The following is a 24,810-nucleotide window of genomic DNA, read 5'->3' as shown; positions in this document are numbered from 1 at the left end:
ATTTTCAATTCGGGCTTTTCTTTTTTCCATTCTGGAATCATTTTCTTAGAATCATAGTAACCTATGTTCTTTTGTTCTAATTCCCATGCGTTTTTCCTGAGTGCGAGTGTTTCGTTATACGTCCACCTGCAAAGCTCAAGAGTGTTAGTCATAATTGTTTTTTGAGCCTTTGAAGGATAGATTCTATACCGAAGCACTTTCAACAATCAGTTCACCTTTTAGGTATCAACCTTTTAGGTATCAATATACTAGCCAATAATCTTTCTCTGGCATATTATTTTATGTAGATGGTTACTATACATATGTTAATAAAGTTGCGTTGTTGGAGTTGACGGGCTGTATCCCGCCTTTGAAAAAGCGGGGATTAGACCTTAATGCTCCTAAATTCTATCAAATACGGATATGAAATCTAAGGCCACACCCGGGAGAATTCCTGAGTAACCTCCCCTTCTTCGCCATGAAAGTGCTTCAAGTACTTTCATTTATTTGAGCCTGTTATTCAACCCGCTTTCCGCAGATGTCTTTTCAATTTTCACAAAGATTCATGCTATCGTTTTTCGGTTCTTGCCTGTTTTATCTTCCAGTTTAACCAGTGAAACTGATTTACTCCAAACAAAAAGCCGAACAAAGCAACTGTAATTTTATCTTTCAGTTTACCCTAAAACCTTATTAGATCGACTTTTAAGGTACATTTGCTCACCAGCTGCGAAGCAGACAGACACTTCCATGAAAGTGCATCGGAATAACTAAAAAGTACATCCTGATGACTGAAAAGAAGGATAAGAAAACATAGGATTTTGTTTAAATCGATAAAACTATTTGAGACTCTTTTGATGTTTTATATAATATAGATGAAAAATGGAAAAAATAGAATAATATAATATAGAGAATATAATTAATAGGACTATTGGGGAAATCCAGAAAACATCTTTTGTGAAATTAATAACCTCTCCATAGACGGGGAAAACCGAAGCACTTCCGGGCAAGATAGAAAAGAGAATTAGAGACTCCTAATCTGCCTGACCGGAGCAGAAGATGTTCATTCTTATGGCGACGGCCTCCATCGACGTGATTAATGAAAGGGACTCTGAAAGGGATTATGGCTGGGTATGGCACCAGAGAGCAAATAAACAGAGGGGTAAGACGGGGCCTTACAGCAGACAGATTGTCTCATAAAGGGGTGGGCAAATTATGATGACAGCTGATGCCTGGATTACAGCAGGGATTCTGGCAGTTACTTTTGCAATGCTCTTATTTTCCAAACTGCCGGCGCACGTAATCTTCCTGGGAGCACTCACAGCCGCAATAACGTTCGGACTTGCCCCGGTAGAAGAGTTACTGAAAGGCTTTTCCAATCAGGGGGTACTGACCGTTGCCGTACTTTTCATGATTGCCGAGGGGATGTACTCCACCGGGGCCATCACGATGATTTCGGACCGTGTTGTGGGAATGCCAAAATCGCTGCTCAAAGGTCAGCTCAAGATCCTCCCTCCCGTGGCATTAGGGAGTGCGTTTCTTAACAACACTCCGCTCGTTGCCATGATGATCCCTGTGATCCGCGACCTTTCCAGGAACACAGGCCTCGACTCTTCAAAACTTTACATCCCCTTAAGCTACGCTTCCATACTCGGGGGCGCTTCGACCCTTATAGGCACCTCTTCAAACCTGATTGTTGCGGGCCTCGTAATCGAGCAGATCGCGAAAAATGACCCGGGAGCGCCCGTGATGGAAAGGATCACGATCTTCATTCCGACTGTTGTAGGACTTCCTGCAGCTATCATCGGCATAGTCTTCCTACTCTTTATCGGCACAAAACTTCTTCCGGGGCATGGTGAGGGAAAAAAGGAGGAGACAAAACGGCGCCTCTACAGGGCTGAGTTCTTTATCGATGTGGATTCCTACCTTGCAGGAAAGAACATAGAAAAAGCCGGCTTTTCTGCCTCGACGGGGTATTCCCTGAACTCGGTTCGGCGGGGAGAGAAGGAAAAACCCCCGATAGAACCTGCCCTTGTGCTAAGGCAGGGGGATATCCTGACCTTCACCACTGATGCCGAAGGACTTCCGGCACTCTGGGCGACCATAGGGCTTACCCCGCTGAACACGCTTTCCCCGATGAAGGGCGAGCGGTACCGGCACCGCCTTGTGGAGGTAGTAGTATCTCCCCAGAGTTCAGCTGTCGGGCGCAGCATTGAAGAACGCCGGGAGACCGGGGAACCTTACGAGGCAGCGATTGTGGCAATTTCCCGGGGAGGAGAGCCTCCGGCAGTCCCTCTCCGGAAGGTGCGGATCAGGCCAGGGGACAATGCCGTGCTTGAGGTCGAGGACTCGTTTTTCTACCACAACCGGAACGAAGCCGAGTTTATTCTTATCAAGCGCCTGAGGGGGTACCGTATAAAGAGGACGGACCGGGCTATCGCCGCAATTGCAATCACGGCGGCAATGGTTGCATCGGCTGCACTCGGACTGCTTACGATCCTCAACGCTGCGCTTCTGGCAACCTTTGCGATGCTTGCTACCGGGTGCATGAGCATAAGGAGAGCGACTAAGAGCATTGAATGGAACACGGTCGTGGTGCTCGGATGCGCTGTCGGGTTTGAGGCGGCAGTTACGGAAAGCGGGCTTGCAGATGTCATCGGCAGCCTGGTCTCAGACTTTGGGGGCAGCGACCCGTATGTAGCACTTACGGTAGTCTTCGTTAGCTGCATCATAATGACAAACGTCATCACAAATGCCGCAGCAGCAGCCTTCATGTTCCCGATTACGGTTTCAATTGCAGGGGACATCGGTAGCAGCTTCATGCCATTCGCAGTTGCCCTTATGCTAGGGACAAGCTATTCGTTCCTCAACCCCGCCGGGTACCAGACCAACCTCATGGTCTTCGGGCCCGGAGGATACGCTACAGGAGACTACATAAAAGTGGGACTGCCCCTCACAATTCTGGTGAGCCTTATCGTAATCCTGCTAACCCCACTCATATACGAGTTCTGAAAAAACAAGTTCTGAAAAAACAAGTTCTGAAAAAACAAGTTCTAAAAAAACAAGTTCTAAAAAAACAAGTTCTAAAAAAACAAATTCTGAATAAAAAAGGGAAAAATAAGAGTGACCTGAAAATCACTCTTTTACTTGCTTAACCTAATATTTCGAACCGTGTTCGGTTCACTCTGCTGCAGCTTCAGCGGGGGCTTCTTCGACTTCGAGACCGAGGAGAGCCCTGATGGACTTGCTTCCGTACTCAACGACCTTGGCGTTGACCTGGACGATGTCCGGAGCAATTTCCTTGCCGCGCATCATCTTTCTTCTGCGCTGCCCGTTTGATTTGGGGGTGTAACCGACACCTACGGCAGCCAGGATCCTCTGTCTCCTGGGGCCCGGAAGGTCCGGGCGCATTACGAAACCGCTGCCGTCACAGCCGCCGGTGATCTGGACCTTGTACCCGGCGAGTCCGAAAATGGCGCCGTCCACAACATCCCCGATTGCTTTTCCGATTAATGCGTTTGCTCCAGCATCCTTTACATCGATCTGGTAAGCACGTGCCTCTTTTGGGTCAGAGACTACAACTTTGAAATTTGCCATGTAAAATCCTCCAAAGATCAAATTTATCTGATAATTTCCTTGCCTTACCTTGCCTTATTTACCTGAATCCTTACCTGCATTGCCCGGCAGTATTCTGCACGCCTATGCATTATAACCGCATTATAACCAAGGTATTGTTTACCCGTCAGCATTAGTTTGATTGCATGTCGCATTATTTTGCCCAGAAAGGATTGTCCCTGCGTTTTATCGTAAGGAACGAATCCAGGGTTTCCTTTTCGTCCCCGGAAAGGGACTCGTAGATTTCGTGCTCAAGGACTTTGGCATGCCTTTCAGGCACGTTGATATAGAGTACGTCTTCCTCTTTGACCTGCCTGCCTACGGTTACGCTGTCAATTGCCATTGCAACTTCCTTACCTGCTTTGGCAGTGGGAATGTTTTCCCCTTCGGACTGAAGGCCCTTAATCTTGCCCACGACAGTCCCGTTTTCAAGCATAACGTCGGCATTTGTCCGAACGACCCCACCGAGAACCCTTACCCCGACAACCGCGGGCTTGCTCTGGCGGAATACGCATCCCGGAAGGATCTTGAACCTGCCCGGGCGGATGATGGTTTCGAAAATCTTCTTTTCAGCCTTTTCCTGCTGTTCTTTAACGTATTTCTGGTAGTCCTCGACCAGGCGGTAGATCACGTCACTCGTGAACACCTTCACGTTACTTTCCTGCAGGAAATCTCTAGCGTCAGGGTGGATTTTAACACTGAAACCGATAAGTACCGAGTAGAGAGGGTCTTCAACTGTAGAAGCCTCGACCGCATCCCTGTGGGAAATGTCTCCCACCTCAGCTTTCCTGATAGGGACCTCATCTTTCTGGAACTCATGGACAAGGGCTTCTAAGGAACCAAGGGTATCTGCTTTTATCATAACCCCTACGGAACCCGTATCAATCCTGACTTCTTCGATCTCGGACTTTACCTGCTTGACGATTTCTTCAACCGTATCTTCCGCAGCAACCCTTATGGGAGAGCCTGCAAGGGCCCCTTCCAGGCCGGGAGCCGAAATCTTCACACCAACTGCGGCAGTAACCTTGTTGACCTGCTGGAACTTGCTTTCGTAACGGATCTCGGAAAGTTCCCTGGGTTTTAACAGGGCCCTTACCTTGGTCTGGATAGGCTCGCCCAGACTTCCGATAACGACCGTATCCCCTTTCTTCAACACACCGTCGTAGAGGATAATGTCAAGAGTTGAGCCCAGGCCTTTTTCTTCCTTGACCTCCAGGACAGTCCCGACCCCAGGGCCGGTTGCACTGTACTGCAGGTTTGCCTCAAGGAACTTCTGGGCCAGCCCGAGCAGCACCATCAGGACATCAGGAATACCTTCTCCTGTAAAAGCACTTACAGGCACAACACCCAGGGTTTTCTGGAAGTTCGTAACCCTGTCGTAGCGTTCTGCTGCAAAGCCCTGGTTGTAAAGCTCCCCGATAACCTCATAGAGCTTCGTTTCAAGCCGGGACTGGACCTGTTCGTTCTGTTTTTTGAAAGTTACAGCAAAAGGCAGGTCTTTTTGCGAGACCCAGCCGCCGATCCTGTCGATCTTGTTGGCTACTACGACAAAAGGAGTTTTGAACCGTTTTAAGATCTGCAGGCTCTCGTAAGTCTGGGGCTTGAAGCCTTCGTTTATGTCCACGACCACAATCGCAAGGTCGGCAAGGGCGCCTCCCCTGCTCCGCAGTGTTGTAAAAGCATGATGCCCCGGAGTGTCAATAAAGAGCAGTCCGGGCACGAGGAAACGTTCCCGGAGCCTTGGGTCTCCGAGTTTGTTGACAATCACGTCTATCGGGACTTCAGTTGCCCCTATGTGCTGGGTGATGGCCCCGGCTTCTCCGCTGACAATCGCAGTACCTCTGATCTTGTCCAGCAGAGTGGTTTTTCCGTGGTCGACATGCCCCATCACACAGACGATGGGAGTCCTCAGGTTTTTCTTGTCGGTCATATACAAACCTCTCTCATTCCCGCGTCTTACTTGTTGCAGGTCCAGAAGGGCCCGGGAGATTCCCGGAAGGACCATTTTGCAGGTACCGGATAGGTAAAGGCCTGAAGTCGTGCCCGAAATGCCGGGACACGAAAAGGCTTTGATGCACCTGCTTTATTCGTACAGACAGACCTCGTCGATCCTGGAGTAGGCTGCAATTTCAGAGTCCTTGAAGTGGATTGCAATTTCCCTTGCTGCAGCTTCCGGAGAATCGGAGGCGTGAACTACGTTCCTGCCTACATCCAGAGCGAAGTCTCCGCGGACAGTTCCTGGAGCGGCATCCACAGGGTTTGTAGCCCCGTTTACAGCCCTCATTACCTTTATTGCATCTTTTCCGGCAACGACCATAGAGACCGAAGGGCCGGAAGTGATAAACCCGATAAGGGAGGGGAAGAATGGCCTGGCTGCATGTTCAGCATAGTGCTCCTTTGCAGCGGCGTCACTGATTACGTTCATCCTAAGGGCAACGATTTTCAGCCCCCGTTTCTCAATTCTGGAAACTACCTCTCCTACCAGCCCGCGCTGGACTCCGTCAGGCTTTACCATAACGTATGTCTGTTCCATGTGCACACCTTTTATGCCTTTTGTTCTTCAGCCGGCTTGATTTTGCCTGGCTTATGCCTTCTTCAACTGGATTCTGCCTTTCTCAGTCCATACGGTACGCCTGGGAAGCCTACCCAGCTTGAAGTTGCTTATGCATTTGGAAGAGCACATGTGGTAGGTAGACCCATCCTTTTTGACGTAGAGCTTACCGGTTCCGGGCTCAAGCATCTCCCCGCAAAAATAGCATTTTCTCTGTTCCATTCTCTCTCACCGTACCGCTTTACCTTGTGGTCAGTTTCTTGGCTTCTCTTGATGTCTCAAGGAGCATAAAGATGTCGCCAATCCGGACAGGGCCCACACAGTTCCTTGTGATGACGCGGCCCTTGTCCCGCCCTTCCAGAACCCGGCACTGGATCTGGCTGGCTTCTCCATGCATGCCGGTGTTCCCGATAACATCAATAACCTCTGCAGCAAAGCCGCCCATACCTTCTTCAGCCATAATCAGCACCTCATATATTTAGCTGCTCGAGCTTATTTGAGCGCTTCGATCTTCTGGGCAATGTCCTGAACGATTTCAGCTGCCTTTCCCGCATCGACGATTGCCACAGTTGCGCAGGACACACCAAGTCCGCTGGCTGCACCGAGTTCCTTCTGGTTCTTGATAAAGATGTAAGGTGCTTTCTTTTCTTCGGAAAGGGGGGCAATGTGAGCAACAATCTCAGCAGGCTCGATGTCTTCTGCAATCAGGACAAGCTTTGCGCTGCCTCTTTCGATTGCTTTTGTAGCCTCGTTGGTGCCCTTTTTGATCTTTCCTGTGTCTCTGGCAAGCTCAAGAGCTTCAAGTGCCTTGTTTGCGAGTTCTTCTGGAACATCGAATTTAACAAATTGTGCCATGTAATAGATCTCCTTCGAAATTGCGAATGCCGCAATTTTTCATCAATCATAGGTTTTAAACATATATTGAGTCGCATCGAAAAATCAAATTCCAAAAAGAGAACTTGAAATACTTCAATGCGGAAAGTAAATTAATCGAAACATAGATACTGCTAGCTAAATGCTGCAGGCAGAACCTTAGAAGTACATAATTGCCTATAAACTTTCTGCTTGGAAAAGCGGCTGACACCCCAAAAACAGGAAAATAAATCAATACAAAACCCGGAAAATGAACGCATATGGATACCATCTACTATAAAGCCCACGGGAACCTGTACCTGAACCTTACGAACCGCTGCACTGCAGACTGCGTTTTCTGCATCCGCAACTTCGCAACAGGGGTATACGGCTACGACCTGAGACTGTCAAAAGAACCCTCAGTAGAAGAGATCATAGAAGCCCTTGAAAAACTTGACCTTTCGAAGTACAGGGAAATTGTGTTCACCGGCCTTGGAGAGCCCACCCTCCGCCTGGATGTGCTCCTTGAAGTGACCCACTGGCTTAAAAAACGTGAGTTGAAGGTCAGGCTTGATACTAACGGGCACGCTTCCCTGATCCATCCCAAAAAAGACGTTATCACGGAACTGAAAAGGGCCGGGATCGATTCCATCTCTGTCAGCCTGAACGCCGAATCCGAAGAAACGTATAACAGGCTCTGCAGGCCTGCCCATAAAAATGCTTACAGAGCAGTACTTGATTTTGTCCGGGAAGCCCGAAAAGCCGGAATCCCTACCAGGGTGACAGTGGTAGAACTGCCAGAAATAGATGTGGAAAAGTGCAGGAAGCTTGCAGCAGAACTTGACTCGGACTTCCATGTAAGAAAGCTCTCGGAAGCCGCAAGCAAGAAAAATAAAAAAGATCCCCGGGCTTGACCCCCGGAACTGAAAGGGCGCAGGAAAGTTTTCAGCCTTTAATAAGAATTTTTACCTTAAAAAAGATTTTCAGCCTTTAAAAAGGTTGAAAAACTCCAGGCCTCAGCGCCCCGTGTTTTCATCCACGAGGACATCTTCCCCGCTCTTTTTCCTCCGGAGGTCTCTTCTGGACTCCCTGGCAAGTTCGGCTTCAGCGCTCAGTTTGCCTCCCACCCACCTGTCCATCACGGTGCAGGCAACAAGGTCTCCCGTAACGTTGATTGCAGTCCGGCTCATGTCCAGGATCCGGTCCACCCCGATTATCAGGGCTATCCCTGCTGTCGGGATTCCGACACTGCCCAGGATCAAAGAAAGGATCACTATTCCTACCCCAGGAGTCGAGGGGGTCCCTATAGATGCCCCGACAGTGGTGACCATGATCAGAACCAGGGCCCCGATCCCTAGCTCAACCCCGAAAACCTGGGCAAGGAAAACAGCTGCTATTGCCTGATAGAGCGCAGTCCCGTCCATGTTTACGGTTGCCCCGAGGGGGATTATGAAATGGGAGATAGAAGGCCTTACACCCACTTTTTCGTCAGCGGTTTTTATGGACATGGGCATGACAGCCGCAGAACTGGAAGTGGAAAAGGCAAGCAGCATGACCTCCCTCACATCTTTTAAAAAAGAGAGGGGGTTGCGCCTGGAAACAAAAGTTACGATGAGAAGGTAAAATAAGAGCAGGAGCAAAAGCCCAAGGAGCACGGTCCCCACATACATTGCCATGCCCACGAGGGTCCCGACTCCCAATTTAATGGTGAAGTTCGCAAGCAGCCCGAAGACGGCAACCGGGGCTATCAGCATGCTCCATTTCACAACGGTCATGCACACCTCCTGGATCGAACCCATCAGGTCAAGGAGGGGCTTTGCCTGGGCCGGGAGCATGGACACGAGAGCTACTCCCACGATCACGGAGAAAATCACTACCTGGAGCATCTCCCCATTTACCATGGAAACAAGGGGATTTTTAGGGACAAGGTCCCCTATAAGGAGGGGCACGTTGCTGAGAGTAGGAGCGGGAATGGAAGATTCGTTAGCTGCCGGAACAACCGGAGAGCTGCCCAGAGTGCTCTGGACAAGGTCCCCGCTGATGTAAAGCCCCGGTTTGATAAAAAGGGAAAGTCCCAGCCCTATGCAGATCGCAATGCTGGTGGTAAACAAAAAGTAGCCCAGGATTCTCAACCCTACCTTTCGGAGCTGTTCGACATCCGAACCTCCGGCAATCCCCCGGATGATGGAGGCAAAGATTAGGGGCACCACGATCATCTGCAGGAGCCTGAGGAAAATATACCCGGGAAGGGAAAGCCATTCTCCCAGGGCATATGCTGTTTTTTCATCCAGTATTCCCCCAAAGGGCCCTAGCAGCAGCCCCAGGGCAATCCCCAGCACCATGCCGACCATGATCTGGAGCCAGAGCCTTTTCTTTAAAATATCCTGAAGCTGGTAGCTGAGCTGTTTAAGGGGACGGGGATGGATGCGTTCCACATGATTGGGTTTTTTGTCAATTCCAAACATGGTAAATCAATTTCTCCGGAGCCTCCAATCTTGCAAAAAGGGCCGATAGCAGCTCGTGGCACAGTTCTGTGACCCTTAGCACTATGAGGTGGGAGACCCACAATGAAACCTGAAAGGCTTAAAGGGCTTAACACAGGCTTCCTGAAAATAAGTTCAGGAAAACACGGACCTGACCAGGCAGCCGGATCGGCTGTAATAAATTTGAATTTGAAATGATAAAAACGTTATACCCTGAAGTGCAGATACAATGTATAAAGATGTACACGGATAAAGTTGTACCGTAAGTAAAAAGACTCTACTGCCGTGCGGTAAAAAAATGAGAGGAGGATAACTCGAGAAAAGCCTGAAAATAGGCCATCGAGCCCCTTCATCATTTGTTTTCAAGGGAATCGTCATTTTCGAAGAAATCCTCGCCTTCAAAAGCTTCTTCACTATCCCGTGAATATTCTTCATTTTCAAAATCCTCGAAATTCTCAAGGTCCTCATATTCTTCCTGTTTTTTGTTTTTGACCTTTTTAATAACAAGGACTGAACCAACTGAGAATGCCAGGAATATGGCAAGAGGAAGTTTTAAAGAGCTTAGCAACCTCAGGACTCCGGAAGAGCTTTCCTCAGGACCCGCGCCCTCGGAATCCGAATACTCAGAACCGGAAGCTTCGGGAGACTGTCCCTCTCCGGAAACCTCTGAGGCAGGAGAGGAAGAAACTACATTGTTTTCAACTCCTCCAGTAATTACCGTGGCGTCGTTTAACTCCTGGTCTGATTCTTCCACCTGAGCTTTCCCATCGTTTACCGGGACTTCCTCAGGAAGGAAACGGTCATCTCCGAGGAGCAGCGCAAAGGCTGTGGCGTTCCGGCTGAAGATATACACGGTCCCGTCGTCACTTCCTGCGGCTACGGTTGAACTGTCCCGGGAAACGGAAACACTGTTTATTTTTCCGAGGGTTGTGTATTTCCAGAGTTCTTCTCCTTCCATACTCAGGATATAGAAAGTGTGGTCCCAGCTTCCTGCGGCAATATATGAAGTGTCAGGAGAAGCGGAAACACTGTATACGTCCCCTCCGGTCCCGTACTCCCAGAGTTTTGCCCCGCTGCGGTTGAACATGTAGACCTTATCGTCAAAGCTTCCTGCAGCCATGTGCGAGCCGTTGTAAGTTAAAGAAACACTGCCTATCCAGTCCCCCGGATCATTCATCCAGGAATAATCCTTTTTCTGCTCCATTTTCCGGTCAAAGAGGTATACATTGTTGTTGGAACCTCCGGCAGCAACATAGTAAGCCCCGGGAGTCATGCTCACACTGTTGATTACGCTTCCGGTCCTCCGCTCCCAGACCTTTTTACCTTCCCGGTCAAACAGATAGACGTAATGATTGTAAGTGCCAGCAGCCACATAGTCCCCGTCCCTGGAAATTGCAACATCCCGGACCGCATCCCCGGAATCAAAACTCCAGAGAAGGGTTCCATTCCCATCAAAGAGGTAAACCCTGCCGTCCTCATTCCCTGCCACAACGGAAGAACCGTAAGCAGAGACCTTAACGCTGTTGAGGATGCCTCCTGTATCGTAATTCCAGAGCAAATCCCCGGCCCGGTTGAAAAAGTACACCTTATTATCATTACTTCCGGCTGCAACCCGAGATCCATCTGAAGAAACAGACACAGTATATACAATGTTTCCTGTAACATAATTCCAGAGTTCTGTCCCTCCAGAATCAAAAAAAGAAACGTTGTGATCAAAACATCCTGCAGCAACATAATCCCCCCCTGAAGAGAGCGAAACTGCATTGACAATGCAACCTGTTTCACATCTGCTGAGCAAGTAAAAAGCTTCGAGTTCAGACAGATCTACATCTTCATTATCCGAAACCGCCGGGTCTGAAGCTGCCGCAACCGAAAGAAGGCAGAAAAGCAGGCCCAGCCCTAAAAATACCCTTGTTCCCGATGACTGCTTCATATTAGTTAATAAAGAAGGACTTTATTACACATGAATTTATTGTTGGAAACGGACGGTAAAAAAGATTAGAGAGATCAGTATTTATTTATTTTACATATTATAATTATGTAAAATAGTAATAATTAAATTATAGATATATTATCACAATAAATAGTACTGGAAATCAGCAATAAAAGTACTGAAAATCAGTGATTAAACAATTTACTTATGTGAGTGTTTACTTCATGGAGTTTTTACTTCACGTGAGTTTTTACTTCACGTGAGTTTTTACTTATGTGAGTGTTTACTTATGTGAGTGTTTACTTCATATGATAAGTAAACCAGCAAATTCTGAAAAAACAGGAAAAACTTATACCCCGCACCCTGAGAGTGGCAGTATAAGGATACGCTGACGTAACTATGGTAAAACCTGCATTAATTCTGGTTTATTGCAGTTATCTTACTGGAGTGTGTAGCTCTCAACCTTACTACCTCGGAGTGCGGGCTATAAAGGGCTATAATAGTGATGTGGTTTAATGGCAAGAGAAGTTTGGAACACCAGAGTTGGATTTATTCTCGCAGCGGTAGGGTCTGCTGTGGGCCTCGGAAACATCTGGAGATTCAGTTACATGGCATACGAAAACGGCGGAGGGGCCTTCCTGATTCCGTACTTTGTAGCCATTTTAACTGCAGGTATCCCCCTGATGATCCTTGAATTCGGGTTAGGAAGTAAGTTTCGGGGCTCGGCCCCCATGTCCCTGAAAAGAGCAAAGAAAAGTTTCGAATGGATCGGCTGGCTGGGAGTCATGACCGGTTTCATCATCACAACGTATTATGCGGTCATCGTGGGCTGGAGCCTGACATACCTGGTAAATGCCTTCACCCTGGGCTGGGGGACGGATACTGCCGGTTTCCTCTTCGGAGAGGTACTCGAAATTTCGGAATCCCCCTGGGTCCTGGGAGGTTTTGCCTACAAGGCTCTTCTAGGCCTGCTTGCTGTATGGGCTATTGTCTGGATCGTTGAAAAGAAGGGTGTCCAGGGAGGAATCGAAAAGGCAAACAAGATTTTCATGCCTCTCCTCTGGATTCTCCTCGTCGTATTAGTCTTACGGGGAGTAACCCTCGTGGGTTCCCTCGAAGGACTCGAATGGTACCTTAAGCCGGACTTCAGCAAGCTCACCGACCCGAAAATCTGGATCGCAGCCTACGGGCAGGCATTCTTCAGCCTGAGCCTCGGGATGGCGATCATGATCACCTACTCAAGCTACCTTCCGAATAAGAGCGATATCGTAAACAACGCTTTTATCGTTAGCCTTGCAGATGCCGCCTTCAGTTTCACCATGGGCTTTGCAGTCTTTGGGACCCTCGGGTACATGGCAGCAGCCAAAGGTGTAGGCATCCAGGAAGTCGTGGCAAGCGGCGTAGGCCTTGTATTCGTGGTCCTGCCCGAAGCCCTTAACATGCTCCCGGGGTTAAAAGCGCTTACAGCAGTGGTTTTCTTCCTGAGCATCCTGGTTGCGGCGCTCTCTTCCCTGATCTCCATCGTCGAAGGCTTTGCTGCAGCCATGATGGATAAGTTTGAAATGAGCAGGAGCCGGGCAGTGGACATTACAATTGGTATGGCCCTTTTAGGCAGCCTGATCTATGCAACCAAAGGAGGGCTTTACTGGCTGGACATAATTGACCATTTCGTTAACAACTACGGGCTCCTGCTGGTCGGGCTCTTTGAAGCCGTAGCAATCTGCTGGGTCTACGGCGGGGACAAAATCAAGGAATGGGTCAACTCCTACTCGGACATCATGGCCGGAAGCTGGTGGGACATTGCCACAAAAGTATTCCTGCCCCTCGTCCTTATTGTCCTGCTGGCTCAGGAGACCTGGAACAACATCGTTGAGCCCTACGGAGGCGGAGACTATGACATAGCCGCACTCATGGTAGGGGTTGGCGTGCTCGTTGCAGGAATAATTATATCCTTCATCATGCCCCGGATCAAGAAGGAGGTTGAGTAAAATGCTGTCCACTGGCAGCATCGCAATGGCTGTCTTCGGGTTTGTGTTCCTTTACGGAGGACTTGCTTATTGCCTGAGCATAGCCCTGAGAAAGAAGATGCTCTGAAAAGGAAATAATAAAAAGTGTAAAAAGAAGTTGTGGGATTATTTCCACAACCTTCTGTTTTTTAACTTGTTCTGTTAGCTTTTTTCCATAACTTATTTCTGAAGCCCTGAGTTTCTTTTTTAGTAATTTAAAAACCCCCTTTCTTAAGCCTCCGCCTTTTCAGCTGGAAACAGAAGGTTCTCTTCATATCGACTAGAACTTCAGCATATCTGGATATAGAAGGAGAAATAAGCAGGCGGCATGGGTAAATCGTAGTGTAGAAGATACTGCAATTACATAATAAATTTTGTGAACTTTCACGATAATGCAAAAGAAGATATTTGAAAATAAGGCAAAGAAGATGTTTGAAAACAAAATAGAGAAGTTATGGAAACTTTTCCATAACTTCCTGTTTATGAAATTCCTTCAATAGAGATTATTTCTTTTTTCACGATACTATCAAAAGCCCCTTATCAAACCCATAAACAGCAGACATCTCCGAGTCCACATTCGCCCTGAAGAACTTTAAACCCCGAGAAGCCCCTACAGGCACCCTCACCTCAAGTGGGAATATCTTTTCTTCCCCTGCCCTGAGCTTAACCTCATTTTCAGTCCAGCTAAAGCCGGAAAGGTCCGCACAAAGAGATTCTCGCAACCTGTCAGTATTTATCCGGACATTAAAAATGTCATCGATGTTCTGGGTGTTTTTTACCTTTAAAGTTAAGGAAACAGTATTTCCCGAACTGGCAAAACTGACTCCTGGAGATATGGAAATGTCAACTCCACCTTTACACAGGACCACATGGTAGGGCACTGAAGTTTCCGCAGTGCTGCCAGCGGCGTCACTTGCTGCAATTGAAAGGGAATAATCACCAGGAGAAGAAGGAGCAATTATGCTTCCCTGCCAGATCCCATCTGTTTTTTTGACAAGCAAAACGTCGCCGACCGCTACTTCAATTACTTCAGCCTCGCCCACGACGTCCACACTTACATTTATTGCAGCGCCAGGCGTTGTCCTGGCAGGGAAGAGATCAACCGAATTGATAACAGGAGGCCCATAAACCTGCGGACCTGTAACGAGGATGGATTGTGTTGAAGTATCCCCGGTACCGAGTTTGTTTGCTGCGGTAAGGGAAACGACATACTCCCCGGGTTCGGTGTACGTGAATTCCGGATTCTGTGCCCTGGAATCCACGAGGCCGTCGCCATTAAAGTCCCATGACCAGGAAACGGCATTCATGGAAGTGTCGGTGAACTTAACTGTTAACGGAGCTTCGCCTTCACTGACACTGGGAGTGAAACCGGAAACTACCGGCCCAATCAAAACAACTGTCCCGCTACTGGGATCAAAACCGGTAATTTGAAGATTTGAATCTACAATTATAACATTATTAAGGATGAATTCTTTTACTCCATAAGATGAAATCGGGTCCTTTACCCTAAATTCAATTGTTGAAACTATACCGGGTGCAGAGACCCCCGTCTTTATCCCGTACCTTGATTCTACATAGAGGACTTCGCCTTTTTCGGGATATGTTTCCCGGACTACAAACGCAGGCCGGCCGTCCTGAGAGAGGAAGGGCCCCTGGGACTGCGACAATATTTCAAAGGCATCCGGGTCAAATGATACGTTGTACTGGACCCCGTAAACTTCCATTGACTGCGGGTCTATGCTTACGGTTACTGTAAACACGTCTCCGGGATGTACGTATGTTACGTCCGGTTCCAAAATTATGCTGCGAGAGGAATCGGCAGCTGCTTCAACAGGAGAAACAGATGTAAAAAAAAACAATATAAGTAAACAAAAGCAACTTCCAAGATGTCTGATTTTCATTATTTCGCTCCACATTATCGACTGACTCCACAAGTATTTGGCCTGTAAAGCCCAACCGGAGCAGGATCATAAAAATACCCCTAATTTTTCAGGCCAAAAGTAATAAAATAAATTTTTTATGACAGCAAATGCGTGAAATAAATAAAGTAATATATACAGTTAGGGTATGAAATTAGTACATAAAAACTATTCTATATTTTACTATCTTTTCAAAAGTTAAATGCAAACATAAGAGGTCACTGGCACTTCAAATCAACTTTCCTGAAACGAGTACACAAATATATTTGAAAGAATACCGCATAGAAAATTTTGAAAATGAATTTGTGAAACAGTTTAAAGAGTGGTATTCCTGAAATGAAAAGTTAAGAAATGATTCTCAGAAAATTAAGTCCCATGAAAAGGTGTATGCATTACCTCAAGTCCCTGAACCCCGAAACCTTAAATCTGGAATACGACTACGAAAGAAGAAGTGCAGTCGAGAAAAAGAGATATAAATTAACCAACAGGCACCTTCAAAAAGCACCTGCCAAAAAAACGTACATGAAATTTTTGAATTACAGGCACAAAAAATGAAAGTACTCCGGTACTTTCATGCCAAAGAAAAAAAGAAAAAGCCGCTTTAAAAAGCAGCAGCTTCAAATACACCTAATGATGCCCGTGCCCGTGTTCCGCCTGTTCTCTTTTGAACTTGACGTAGGTTTCACCGGCTGCCTTCAAACACTTCTCACAGAGCATGGCGTTTTCAGTCACAACGCCTTTTGAGAAGTTGGGGATGCGGAGCTCTACGGGGTAGAGGTCGGTTTTTGAGCCGCAGAGGTCGCATTTGCCGGGGGTGCCTTCAAGTTCTTCTTTTTCCACTTTTACGCGGGTTTTGTCGGCGGATTCGAGGCAGGTCTCGCAGAGGCCTGTCCAGACTCCTTCGGGATAGACGAATTTGAGGAGGGGAGGGATCTCCCCGAAGGATTTTGCAGAAAAATTCGCACCTGCCGCAGGGTTCAGGAATATACTCGTCCACATGTATGACGAAGTGGACCCCGGGGTTCTGGAAGAATTCCTGACCGAGAAACTTGGGGATTTTGAGGAATTTGCGGGGTATGTGCTGGAGTATGTTGAGAAGAAAGAAACTGAATGAAAATTACTTTTACAATTTATCTTCCAATTCTTCAAAAATCTTATATTCGGCCGGTCGACATAATAATTTAGACATTTCTTTTGATGCCGTTTTTGAATTAACAATCTCTAACTGAAATCATTTGATAACGTTTACATATACTTGAAATCTCGGTCCATATATAAGTAAGAGCATGTGTATGGAATCTACATATATTGGATGTAATTTCTGAAACAAGGCGAAAAACGGCATCGGGAAAAATGATTCAGAATATGCAAGCCACCTGCCGAAAGTAGGTCAGATCAGCCAGAGCGGTGAGTTCCTAAAGGAATTGACTGATGAGAAGGTTGTAGAGAAGGCTTTCGAGAACATCGACAAGTTCAATGAGAAATACCGGATATCCCAGTTTATCTTTGACAAGGATATTGAGAAAAGGTTAAAAATAGAGAAAAGTTTGAGGTAAGGAACCCCACACTTTTCATCAGAGATTATTTCAGTTCTACAAATACTCAATTTAAATCCATATTTTTGAACAATATTACCACGGCCATTCATAGTCATCTCTAAAATAACGATATACCATTTGCGCCTCTTCATAACGAACTGTCATTGTGTCTATTGAGTATTCCCACTCCGGATCCACAAATCTAGTCACATCATTTACGTGAGTAAACTCGAAACCAGAATTCACAGCTGTATCCCGTATAATTGATACAGTAGTATATGCAGCATCTAACTTATCTATATCACTCGAATGTTCCCAAATATCAACAATTTCTTCTTTAGATGTTGGTATATCTGAAAGAGTGAGACCATGGCTGTGGAAACTTTCAGATAATTCTGTAGCCACAGTTACTCCCATCATGATATTTTCAGCCGTATTCGTAGTTCCTTTAAGAGATTTTCTTGATTCAATGTATGGCCATATACTATTGAGACTTGTACCCTGGTTCCTCGTTGCTGCTCCTAAATATGTGACTCTATTAATAACAAAAGGATCTGTAAAAAAAGACATCGCCGGATCTACATATCTTTTTGTCCAGAAAATTTCATCTACACTTTTTACCGTGTTACCATCCTCTGAACATAAGCCTGTAGGATCAACATAGTTAACCGGATTATTCTGAACATAAGAATACCTGTTCAGACTCTGAGTGTTTGACATAAAACCTTCAAACGGATCCTTGTTGATAAATCTACCAATCTCGGGATCATAATACCTTGCTCTGAGATACATCAATCCAGTCTCGTCATCCATTTGTTCTCCGGTGAACAGGAATTCATTATCAACATGACCCATTTCCTTCTGTATTTGTCCGAAAGCATCATAGAAGTAAATAGTTTTAACACTTTGTTGGCTATCACTCAGGCTACGTACACTTCCAAGTCCATCATATTGATAGTAGAATTCCCCTCTTTGAGGATCTGTCATGGAAATGAGGTCCAGCCCATAAGTGTAATAGGTTGAATCCTTCTTATCAGATTCAGCAAGCACTTGTGGCAGGAAACTGTTGACATCCCATACATACTCTGTTGAACGCAGGTTATTTCCATGAATTTCGGTCTTGATGATACGATTTCCGTCACCATCATACTCGAAATTGTACAGGTCTTTAGGGGATTTCTTGCTATTTATGACTGCAGATATGCCTGTTAAGTGGTTTGCTGCATCATAGGTGTAGAGTGTAACCTGTCCCGGATTTTCCATCTTCTCGATCAGATTTCCGTTGTTGTCATATGTATATGCAATGCTACCGGAACTCAACAGGCGGTCAGCAACATCATATGAGTAATCCACAGTAGTGTCTATTCCATCGACTGTTGTTATCATACTGATACGATTACCCATAGGATCATAGTTATACTGCACAGTCTTATCGAAAGGATAGTTGACCTCGGTCAGGCGGTAGAGACCATCATACTCATAGGTAGTAGTGAGAACCTGTGCTTCGTCACAAACCGGATCCTCTGCCTCGAACCTTCCTGAAAACAGCTCATCAACGCTCAAACGATTGCCTACGGGATCCAGAGTGTACTCAAAACTCGAGACTACCTGGGTTTCATTTTTATTGATAAGCCTGACGAGTCTGTCATTTGCATCATAAACATAGTCTGTGGACATACCGTTTGGATAGGTCATATTTATCAGGTTACCGTTTGTATCATATGCATAGCCTGTGATCAAACCATCCCGACCAGTCACGCCAATGAGCCTGTTTATATCGTCATATATGTAAGAGGCAACCTTTCCATCAGGATATGTAATTTCAGCACGGTTACCGGATTCGTCATAGGTGTAGCTCACCTGTTCTGAGTCGGAATCGAGGACACTGAGCAAGCGGTTCAGGCTGTCATACTCATAGTTCGTTACTCCATGGCTATCCTGCATGGTGAGGCGGTTACCCAGGCCATCATGGCCATATATCACATTTTGACCATCCGGATAGGAGATCTGCACCAGACGATCAACAGCATCGTAACTGTAAGTTGTTGTCTCACCATTTGCATCGGTGAGGCTGACCATGTTGCCAACGGCATCATAGGTGTTACTCGTAGTGTATCCCAACGGATCGGTTGCAGAGACAGGACGATCCAATGAATCATAGGCGTAACTCGTGGTATGCCCGTTTGCATCTGTCATAGAAACCATATTGCCCACAACATCATACTCATAGATCACTGATCCACCCATTGCATCCGTAACCTCGATCAACCTATTAAGCAGGTCATAAGAGTATGTTGTCACGCTTCCGGCAGCATCCGTAAAGCTGATACCGTTACCAACGGCATCATATTCAACTGTTGAAATATAACCCAATGGGTCGGTAACAGAAACGGGGCGATTCAGGGGATCGTAGTTGATGTTTGTGGTCTGATCCTTTGCATCTGTAACTGCGATCATGTTGCCAACGGCATCATATGTAAAGCTAACAGAATCACCTACGGCGTTCGTTACCTCAAGCAAATTGTATAAGGGGTCATAGGAATACGTTGTTGCGCTTCCTGAAGCATCGGTAAGACAAATCATATTTCCAGCCGCATCATATGTACTGGTTGCAGTATTTCCAAGTGGGTCGGTAACGCTTATGACCCTGTCAAGGACATCGTATTGTAATGTGTATGTGTTGCCATTGGCATCGGTTATGCTGGTAACCCGGCCTATCATGTCATAAGTTAGAGATGCAGTGTTACCCAGGGCATCAACAACACTAATTTTGTCTCCGTTGGCGTTATAGGCAAAGGTTGCAGTGTTACCGTTGGCATCCGTGCTGCTTATAAGCTGTCCGTGCAGATCATAAGTAAAAACAAACTCATAACCCAGAGCATTGATTATTTTGCTAAGGTCATTATTGCTATTATACTCCAGGGACATCTGCCGACCCAGTGCATCTGTAAGACTTATCAGATTGTCTTCTGAATCATATGCCATGGATGTAGTATAACCCAGCGGATCAGTGATGCCGATAACATCACCATTTTCATCATATGCAAATGTGCTGGTCTGGCCATTCTCATTGGTCACACTGATCCTATTACCATCTTCGTCATAGGCATAAGTTACTGTGTTCCCGAGCTGGTCGGTTTCACTCAGTCCCCAGAAGTGTTCATCGTATGCATAGACCTTAGTATTGCCAAAGGGATCAGTTTCAGTAGTCCTTTGGTTCTCTGTATCATAATCGAAAGTATAGACCGATCCAAGGGCATTGCTCTGACTGATCACGCGTCCTTCATCATCATAGGTATTTGCCATGATCTGATTTCCAAGAGGATCGGTTATTGATGTCATCCAGTTATTTTCATCATATGTGTAACTGAATTGACCGCCCATGGGATTCAGACATTCGATCAGATTACCCTGGCTATCATATGAATAGCTCCATACCCTGCCTATCGGATCGGTGATCGAAATGATGTGACCCTCTGTATCATAGGCCAGAATCAGCTCCCGGCCAGAAGCATCGGTAACTTCTGTCAGATAGTCTCCAGTATACGTTAAACTTACTTGGTTATCGTTTTTGTCTATTATACTGGTAAGTTTTCCATCTGGGCCAAAGTTATACCGTGTCCTGTCCTTTCCTGTTAAAATATAGGTTCCATCCGGGTTTTTGGTTAAAGTATCAAAGACACCCAGTGGTGCGGAATAGGTCCCGTCTGTATTCAGTGTATACCTGTCCCTTCTGCCACTTTCTCTCATGACCGTTACATCACCAGTAGCTGAAACGATCAAATTCATATTGTAATTGAATGTCCAGCCATGACCTAGTGGCCCGTTATAATCATCCATGGAATTATATGAACGTGTAATTGCCAAAGGTAGACCCTGCCCGGGGATGTAGATGTCTTGGTGATTGTAGAAGTAACTACCAGTTCCCATGTTTATCGGATCATCGGAATGAAGACTGTTTGATTCTGAAGGACCGCCATAAGTAGCACTTATAGCTTCGTTATCTTCATCTATGTTACCAGAAGAAGGAGATATCCAAAAAGTACCCCCTTCTCCACCATTTGGCCAGTTCCAGTACCCGCTGAGAGTATCACCTTTTAGTTCCGCATAATAATCCCCATTAAGAACTATGGAAGATGACCCCTGTATTTGTTCGTATTCCGTAAACCAAGCTTGATTTAAGTTTGGATCAATTGTACCTGTAAACTTAGTTTTACTATCCCCAAGATCTGGCCAGTAAAGTATTCCACTAAATTCCAGTCCATCTACATCTGTAACTTCCATAATCATGGGGTACGAACCGTAATTGTATTGATCAAAAGTTCCTTCTAAAAAGGCACCTGGTTTAATGATCTCAAAAATTGGTTCATTAATATTTATCTCGTTTCCCTCTGGAAACATGTTTATTATCGACGAAGAAACGTCTATGACATCATCAAAACTGAATCCATTCCATTCGAGAGCTTCAGGAGATGTAAAGTGACGTTTCTTCCCATTTTCAATCAAATAAACTTTGTAATCTCCCACTTCCCTGATAAGCAGCCCATCAGAAATCGATTCCGTACTGATGAAACGTGGACCCTGTGAATAATCCGCTGGGTCAAAGTCACTGGCTGGCAGGGTGTTCACACTGTCCCAGCCCGGCACACCTGACATCTGGTTGATTATATCCCAATCGGTCACCCAGTAAAGTTTGTTGTTCTGGAACCAGTAGACATCTGGACTGCCTTGCACCTGGAGAAGAGATTTATCTTGCATAGATGATGAAGGCGGGGTTGAAGAATATGGTGCCATCAGCGGATATCTATCCACACTGCTGCCGCCCGGGATCGGGTAGGGGGTATCACCGATGCCATCACTGCCAGGTTGATCTTGATTTGGACCTTTGAAATTATCAGAACCAGTGTAATCGCTCCAGTAATTGCCACCTGATGGGTAATCATTATCCCACGTGTTCCATGTATAACCGGTGGAATCAAAAATATTTGCATCTATAGCGTTAGTATAATTATTGGTAATTAGATTATAACCATTGTTAATTAGATTATTATGATACAGAAGATTGTGGTATGTACCATTCGCAAAAAATTGTAAGTAGATCCCACATCCTCCGTTGGAATCTGCGGTATTGTTAATAAGTTCAATATAGGAGGAGCTTTGAATTTGGAAGCCATAATCAGCATTTGAATTTGCAGTATTATTTATTAAAGTATTATTCATTGAATTTTGTCCGATAAATAAACCAATGCTATTAGAGTTTGCAATGTTGTCTTTTATAACATTGTCTTTACCACCTACATGTAGACCCCATTCGTTTGATACGGCTTTATTACCAATTAATAACACATTTGATTTATGTATATATGTGCCAAGTCTATTTGAATCAAATGTGTTATTAATTATGGTTAATGTTCCTTGAGAACCCCACTCTACAAGGCATTGAATTCCACAATTATTGTTATAAAGGATATTGTCTGATATTATGCAATCTGAAGAAGAACATTTAATTCCTGCAGCAGGGCCAGTACCATCAAAATCTGCTCCTGTTACTGTGAATCCACTAATTGTGACTCGTCCATCATTAGTTGCAACACCAAAAACAGAATAGCCTGAAGGTGACACTACTTTTACTGTATCCGCGCTATCACCTTTTAATATTAAGCTCTTATCTATTCTAACATATTCAACATATGTGCCACTATCCACATGTATTTCATCACCTGAACTTGCATCATTAATAGCAGCTTGTATTGAAGTGTAGTCAGTGCCTTTATCGATATTATGAACAGAAGAAGATTTGCTTACATCACTTCCAGATTTAAATGTTGCAAGTATTTCTGTTGATACACTTATCACATCATCAAAGCTGTATCCACTCTCCAAGAATGCCTCAGGAGAAGTAAAGTGATGCTTTTCACCACCAAGAATAAGATATACCTCAGGGTATCCCTGTTCTTGGATTAACAAACCATCCGACTCTATTCCTGTACTAATAAACCTGGGTCCTTGCTCATAATCCTCCGGGTTGAACATGCTTGATGGTAGAGTGTTCACGTGATCCCAACCGGGGACATCTGACATCTTATTGATCACGTCCCAGTCTGTGACCCAGTATAGTTTGTTGTTCTGAAGCCAGTAGATATCGGGAAGTCCTTCTCTTTGAAGCAGGGTTTTATCGTTGCTGATTTCACTCCCTGATGAGAACATTCCGATAATTGATGGAGATACATCTATGACATCATCAAAACTGTATCCGTTCCATTCAAGAGCTTCAGGAGATGTAATATGGCGTTTCTTCCCGTTTTCAATCAAATAAACTTTGTAATCACCCAGTTCCCTGATAAGCAGCCCATCAGAAATCGATTCCGTACTGATAAAACGTGGACCCTGTGAATAATCCGCAGGATCAAAGTCACCGGCTGGCAGGGTGTTCACGCTGTCCCAGCCCGACACACCTGCCATCTGGTTGATTATTTCCCAATCGGTCACCCAGTAAAGTTTGTTATTCTGGAACCAGTAGACTTCGGGACTGCCTTCTACCTGGACTAAAGATTCATCAGTTGGTCCCTGATCTTGGATATCAGTTCGCAAAATCACAAGACCATTGGTATTATCGGCTACATAGGCATAATTGCCTGCCACAGCAACACCCTCTGCATAACCAGCAGTATCATAACTGCCTGCGATAGTTGGTGCTGCTGGATCTGTGACATCCACAATGACAAGACCATTGTAAGAATCGGCTACGTATGCATAATTTCCTGCCACCGCAACACCACGTGCATAACCAGCAGTATCATAACTGCCTGCAAGGGTTGGTGCGGATGGGGTGGTGACATCCACAATAACAAGACCATTGCTACCAGAGGCTATGTAGGCATAATTGCCTGCCACAGCAACACCCTCTGCATAACCAGCAGTATCATAACTACCTGTAAGGGTTGGTGCGGATGGGGTGGTGACATCCACAATAACAAGACCATTGTCCCAATCGGCTACGTAGGCATAATTGCCTGCAACAGCGACACAAAGTGGACAACGAGTATAATAACTGCCTGCAAGGGTTGGTGCGGATGGGGTGGTGACATCCACAATAACAAGACCATTGCTACTAGAGGTTACATAGGCATAGCTGCCTGCCACAGCAACACCATGACCAACAGTATCAACAGTATCATAACTGCCTGCAAGGGTTGGTGCTGCTGGGTTTGTGACATCCACAATAACAAGACCACTAGAGACTACATAGGCATAGCTGCCTGCCACAGCAACACCAAATACTATCGATGGTGTAAGCACCCTCCCCACTTCTGATGGATTGAATGCGTCACTGATGTCAAATATAACAAGTTCCTGCCCCGTTCCAATATATGCATAATCCCCAACTACCTCCACATCGTAAACCTCTCCGTCAAGGTGACTAACTAATTCCACGTTAACGTCATCAGCTATTGCCGTCCCTGTAATCATCGTCAGAAAAACAACAAGTAAAGGTAAACAAATTATTTTCCGATTTGTTTTCATCAAATATCACCCCTATTTTCAAAGATCAAAAATACAGAACATAACTCAGTACTTTATCAGAAGCCCTTCCAGATTATTTTATGAAAAATTAGACAAACAATTTCAATCTCTAATCACTCAGACCTTCAAATCTTCATCCTCACATTTTTTAACTGCTGCCATCAAACCCATGACTCGATGAAACTTCTTGGCTGGTTTCATCATGAAAAAAATCATTCATCTCTATATACCCCACCAAACGGAGGCATCCCATGTAGTCAAAATTTCCTTTCTAATCCCCCTCTATGTCTTCCTCTTTTCCGGAACATACCAACAGTGTACATATATAAAATGTGTATATAATAAATAAAATATTTTATACTGTTGTATAGAATAAGAATAGATAAATGTTTCGTTTTTTAGAGAAAGAGTAT

At 45.6% G+C, this 24,810-nt stretch carries 19 protein-coding genes; 7 read left to right on the top strand and 12 right to left on the bottom strand.

The genetic code is table 11. The annotated features are described in order from the left end of the window. The coding region (locus tag FTO70_RS16010; RefSeq protein ID WP_255336772.1) for a helix-turn-helix domain-containing protein at positions 1–197 on the bottom strand (197 nt) is incomplete at its 3' end. A gap of 994 nt (positions 198–1,191) precedes the next feature. Here FTO70_RS16010 and FTO70_RS16005 point away from each other — a divergent pair. Next, positions 1,192–2,988, top strand: a complete 1,797-nt coding sequence (locus FTO70_RS16005; protein WP_255336769.1) for an SLC13 family permease — start codon at positions 1,192–1,194, stop codon at positions 2,986–2,988. Between the two features lie 168 nt (positions 2,989–3,156). Here the strand turns inward: FTO70_RS16005 and FTO70_RS16000 are convergent, their stop codons facing one another. From FTO70_RS16000 to rpl7ae, 6 genes are all read right to left on the bottom strand, one after another. Next, positions 3,157–3,573 carry a 30S ribosomal protein S6e gene (locus FTO70_RS16000; protein WP_255336768.1) on the bottom strand — a complete coding sequence of 139 codons (417 nt, stop codon included), beginning with the start codon at positions 3,571–3,573 and terminating at the stop codon, positions 3,157–3,159. A 172-nt stretch (positions 3,574–3,745) separates the two neighbouring features. Next, positions 3,746–5,521: a translation initiation factor IF-2 gene (gene infB / locus FTO70_RS15995; protein ID WP_255336767.1), complete on the bottom strand. Its 1,776-nt coding sequence runs from the start codon at positions 5,519–5,521 to the stop codon at positions 3,746–3,748. Positions 5,522–5,674: 153 nt separating this feature from the next. Beyond that, complete coding sequence (gene ndk, locus FTO70_RS15990; RefSeq protein WP_255336766.1) at positions 5,675–6,124, bottom strand: nucleoside-diphosphate kinase; 450 nt, start codon at positions 6,122–6,124, stop codon at positions 5,675–5,677. 51 nt (positions 6,125–6,175) lie between these two features. Beyond that, the gene (locus tag FTO70_RS15985; protein WP_255336765.1) at positions 6,176–6,364 is read right to left on the bottom strand and encodes a 50S ribosomal protein L24e; all 189 of its coding nucleotides are present in this window, start codon (positions 6,362–6,364) and stop codon (positions 6,176–6,178) included. 19 nt (positions 6,365–6,383) lie between these two features. Further along, positions 6,384–6,602 (bottom strand): 30S ribosomal protein S28e, encoded by a 219-nt coding sequence (locus FTO70_RS15980; protein ID WP_255336764.1) that lies wholly within the window; start codon positions 6,600–6,602, stop codon positions 6,384–6,386. A 32-nt stretch (positions 6,603–6,634) separates the two neighbouring features. Beyond that, positions 6,635–6,997 (bottom strand): 50S ribosomal protein L7Ae, encoded by a 363-nt coding sequence (gene rpl7ae / locus FTO70_RS15975; RefSeq protein ID WP_255336763.1) that lies wholly within the window; start codon positions 6,995–6,997, stop codon positions 6,635–6,637. A gap of 278 nt (positions 6,998–7,275) precedes the next feature. Here rpl7ae and FTO70_RS15970 point away from each other — a divergent pair, with 278 nt between their 5' ends. After that, the gene (locus FTO70_RS15970; protein ID WP_255336762.1) at positions 7,276–7,908 is read left to right on the top strand and encodes a TatD family nuclease-associated radical SAM protein; all 633 of its coding nucleotides are present in this window, start codon (positions 7,276–7,278) and stop codon (positions 7,906–7,908) included. Between the two features lie 102 nt (positions 7,909–8,010). Here the strand turns inward: FTO70_RS15970 and FTO70_RS15965 are convergent, their stop codons facing one another. Both FTO70_RS15965 and FTO70_RS15960 read right to left on the bottom strand, forming a co-directional pair. Next, a complete protein-coding gene (locus FTO70_RS15965; RefSeq protein WP_255336761.1) occupies positions 8,011–9,459 on the bottom strand; it encodes a dicarboxylate/amino acid:cation symporter in 1,449 nt (482 codons plus the stop codon). Positions 9,460–9,829: 370 nt separating this feature from the next. Next, positions 9,830–11,410: a WD40 repeat domain-containing protein gene (locus tag FTO70_RS15960; protein WP_255336760.1), complete on the bottom strand. Its 1,581-nt coding sequence runs from the start codon at positions 11,408–11,410 to the stop codon at positions 9,830–9,832. Between the two features lie 515 nt (positions 11,411–11,925). Between FTO70_RS15960 and FTO70_RS15955 the strand changes: the two genes are divergently transcribed. Beyond that, on the top strand, positions 11,926–13,398 hold the full coding sequence (locus FTO70_RS15955) for a sodium-dependent transporter (RefSeq protein WP_255336759.1): 1,473 nt from the start codon (positions 11,926–11,928) through the stop codon (positions 13,396–13,398). Position 13,399: 1 nt separating this feature from the next. Then, positions 13,400–13,504 carry a MetS family NSS transporter small subunit gene (locus FTO70_RS15950; RefSeq protein ID WP_255336758.1) on the top strand — a complete coding sequence of 35 codons (105 nt, stop codon included), beginning with the start codon at positions 13,400–13,402 and terminating at the stop codon, positions 13,502–13,504. A gap of 427 nt (positions 13,505–13,931) precedes the next feature. On the opposite strand, the gene FTO70_RS15945 is transcribed toward FTO70_RS15950, so the two are convergent. Next, positions 13,932–15,212, bottom strand: coding sequence for a PKD domain-containing protein (locus FTO70_RS15945; RefSeq protein WP_255336757.1), 1,281 nt, complete (start codon positions 15,210–15,212; stop codon positions 13,932–13,934). Positions 15,213–15,710: 498 nt separating this feature from the next. Here FTO70_RS15945 and FTO70_RS15940 point away from each other — a divergent pair, with 498 nt between their 5' ends. Continuing rightward, positions 15,711–15,890: a hypothetical protein gene (locus tag FTO70_RS15940; protein ID WP_255336756.1), complete on the top strand. Its 180-nt coding sequence runs from the start codon at positions 15,711–15,713 to the stop codon at positions 15,888–15,890. A gap of 72 nt (positions 15,891–15,962) precedes the next feature. On the opposite strand, the gene fpoO is transcribed toward FTO70_RS15940, so the two are convergent. Next, on the bottom strand, positions 15,963–16,334 hold the full coding sequence (gene fpoO / locus FTO70_RS15935; RefSeq protein ID WP_255336755.1) for a F420H2 dehydrogenase subunit FpoO: 372 nt from the start codon (positions 16,332–16,334) through the stop codon (positions 15,963–15,965). Between fpoO and FTO70_RS15930 the strand changes: the two genes are divergently transcribed. Both FTO70_RS15930 and FTO70_RS15925 read left to right on the top strand, forming a co-directional pair. After that, positions 16,252–16,449, top strand: coding sequence for a DUF86 domain-containing protein (locus FTO70_RS15930; protein WP_255336754.1), 198 nt, complete (start codon positions 16,252–16,254; stop codon positions 16,447–16,449). The two genes, fpoO and FTO70_RS15930, sit on opposite strands and share 83 nt — an antisense overlap. Before the next feature lie 310 nt (positions 16,450–16,759). Continuing rightward, positions 16,760–16,891, top strand: coding sequence for a hypothetical protein (locus FTO70_RS15925; protein ID WP_255336753.1), 132 nt, complete (start codon positions 16,760–16,762; stop codon positions 16,889–16,891). Positions 16,892–16,966: 75 nt separating this feature from the next. Here FTO70_RS15925 and FTO70_RS15920 read toward each other — a convergent pair whose 3' ends face one another. Continuing rightward, positions 16,967–24,397, bottom strand: a complete 7,431-nt coding sequence (locus FTO70_RS15920; protein WP_255336752.1) for an RHS repeat-associated core domain-containing protein — start codon at positions 24,395–24,397, stop codon at positions 16,967–16,969. Positions 24,398–24,810 lie beyond the last annotated feature (413 nt).

This window comes from Methanosarcina sp. KYL-1 (assembly GCF_024372725.1).
Lineage (GTDB): Archaea > Halobacteriota > Methanosarcinia > Methanosarcinales > Methanosarcinaceae > Methanosarcina.
The sequence above is the reverse complement of the archived record's forward strand: the minus strand, read 5'-3'. Positions and strand labels throughout refer to the sequence as shown.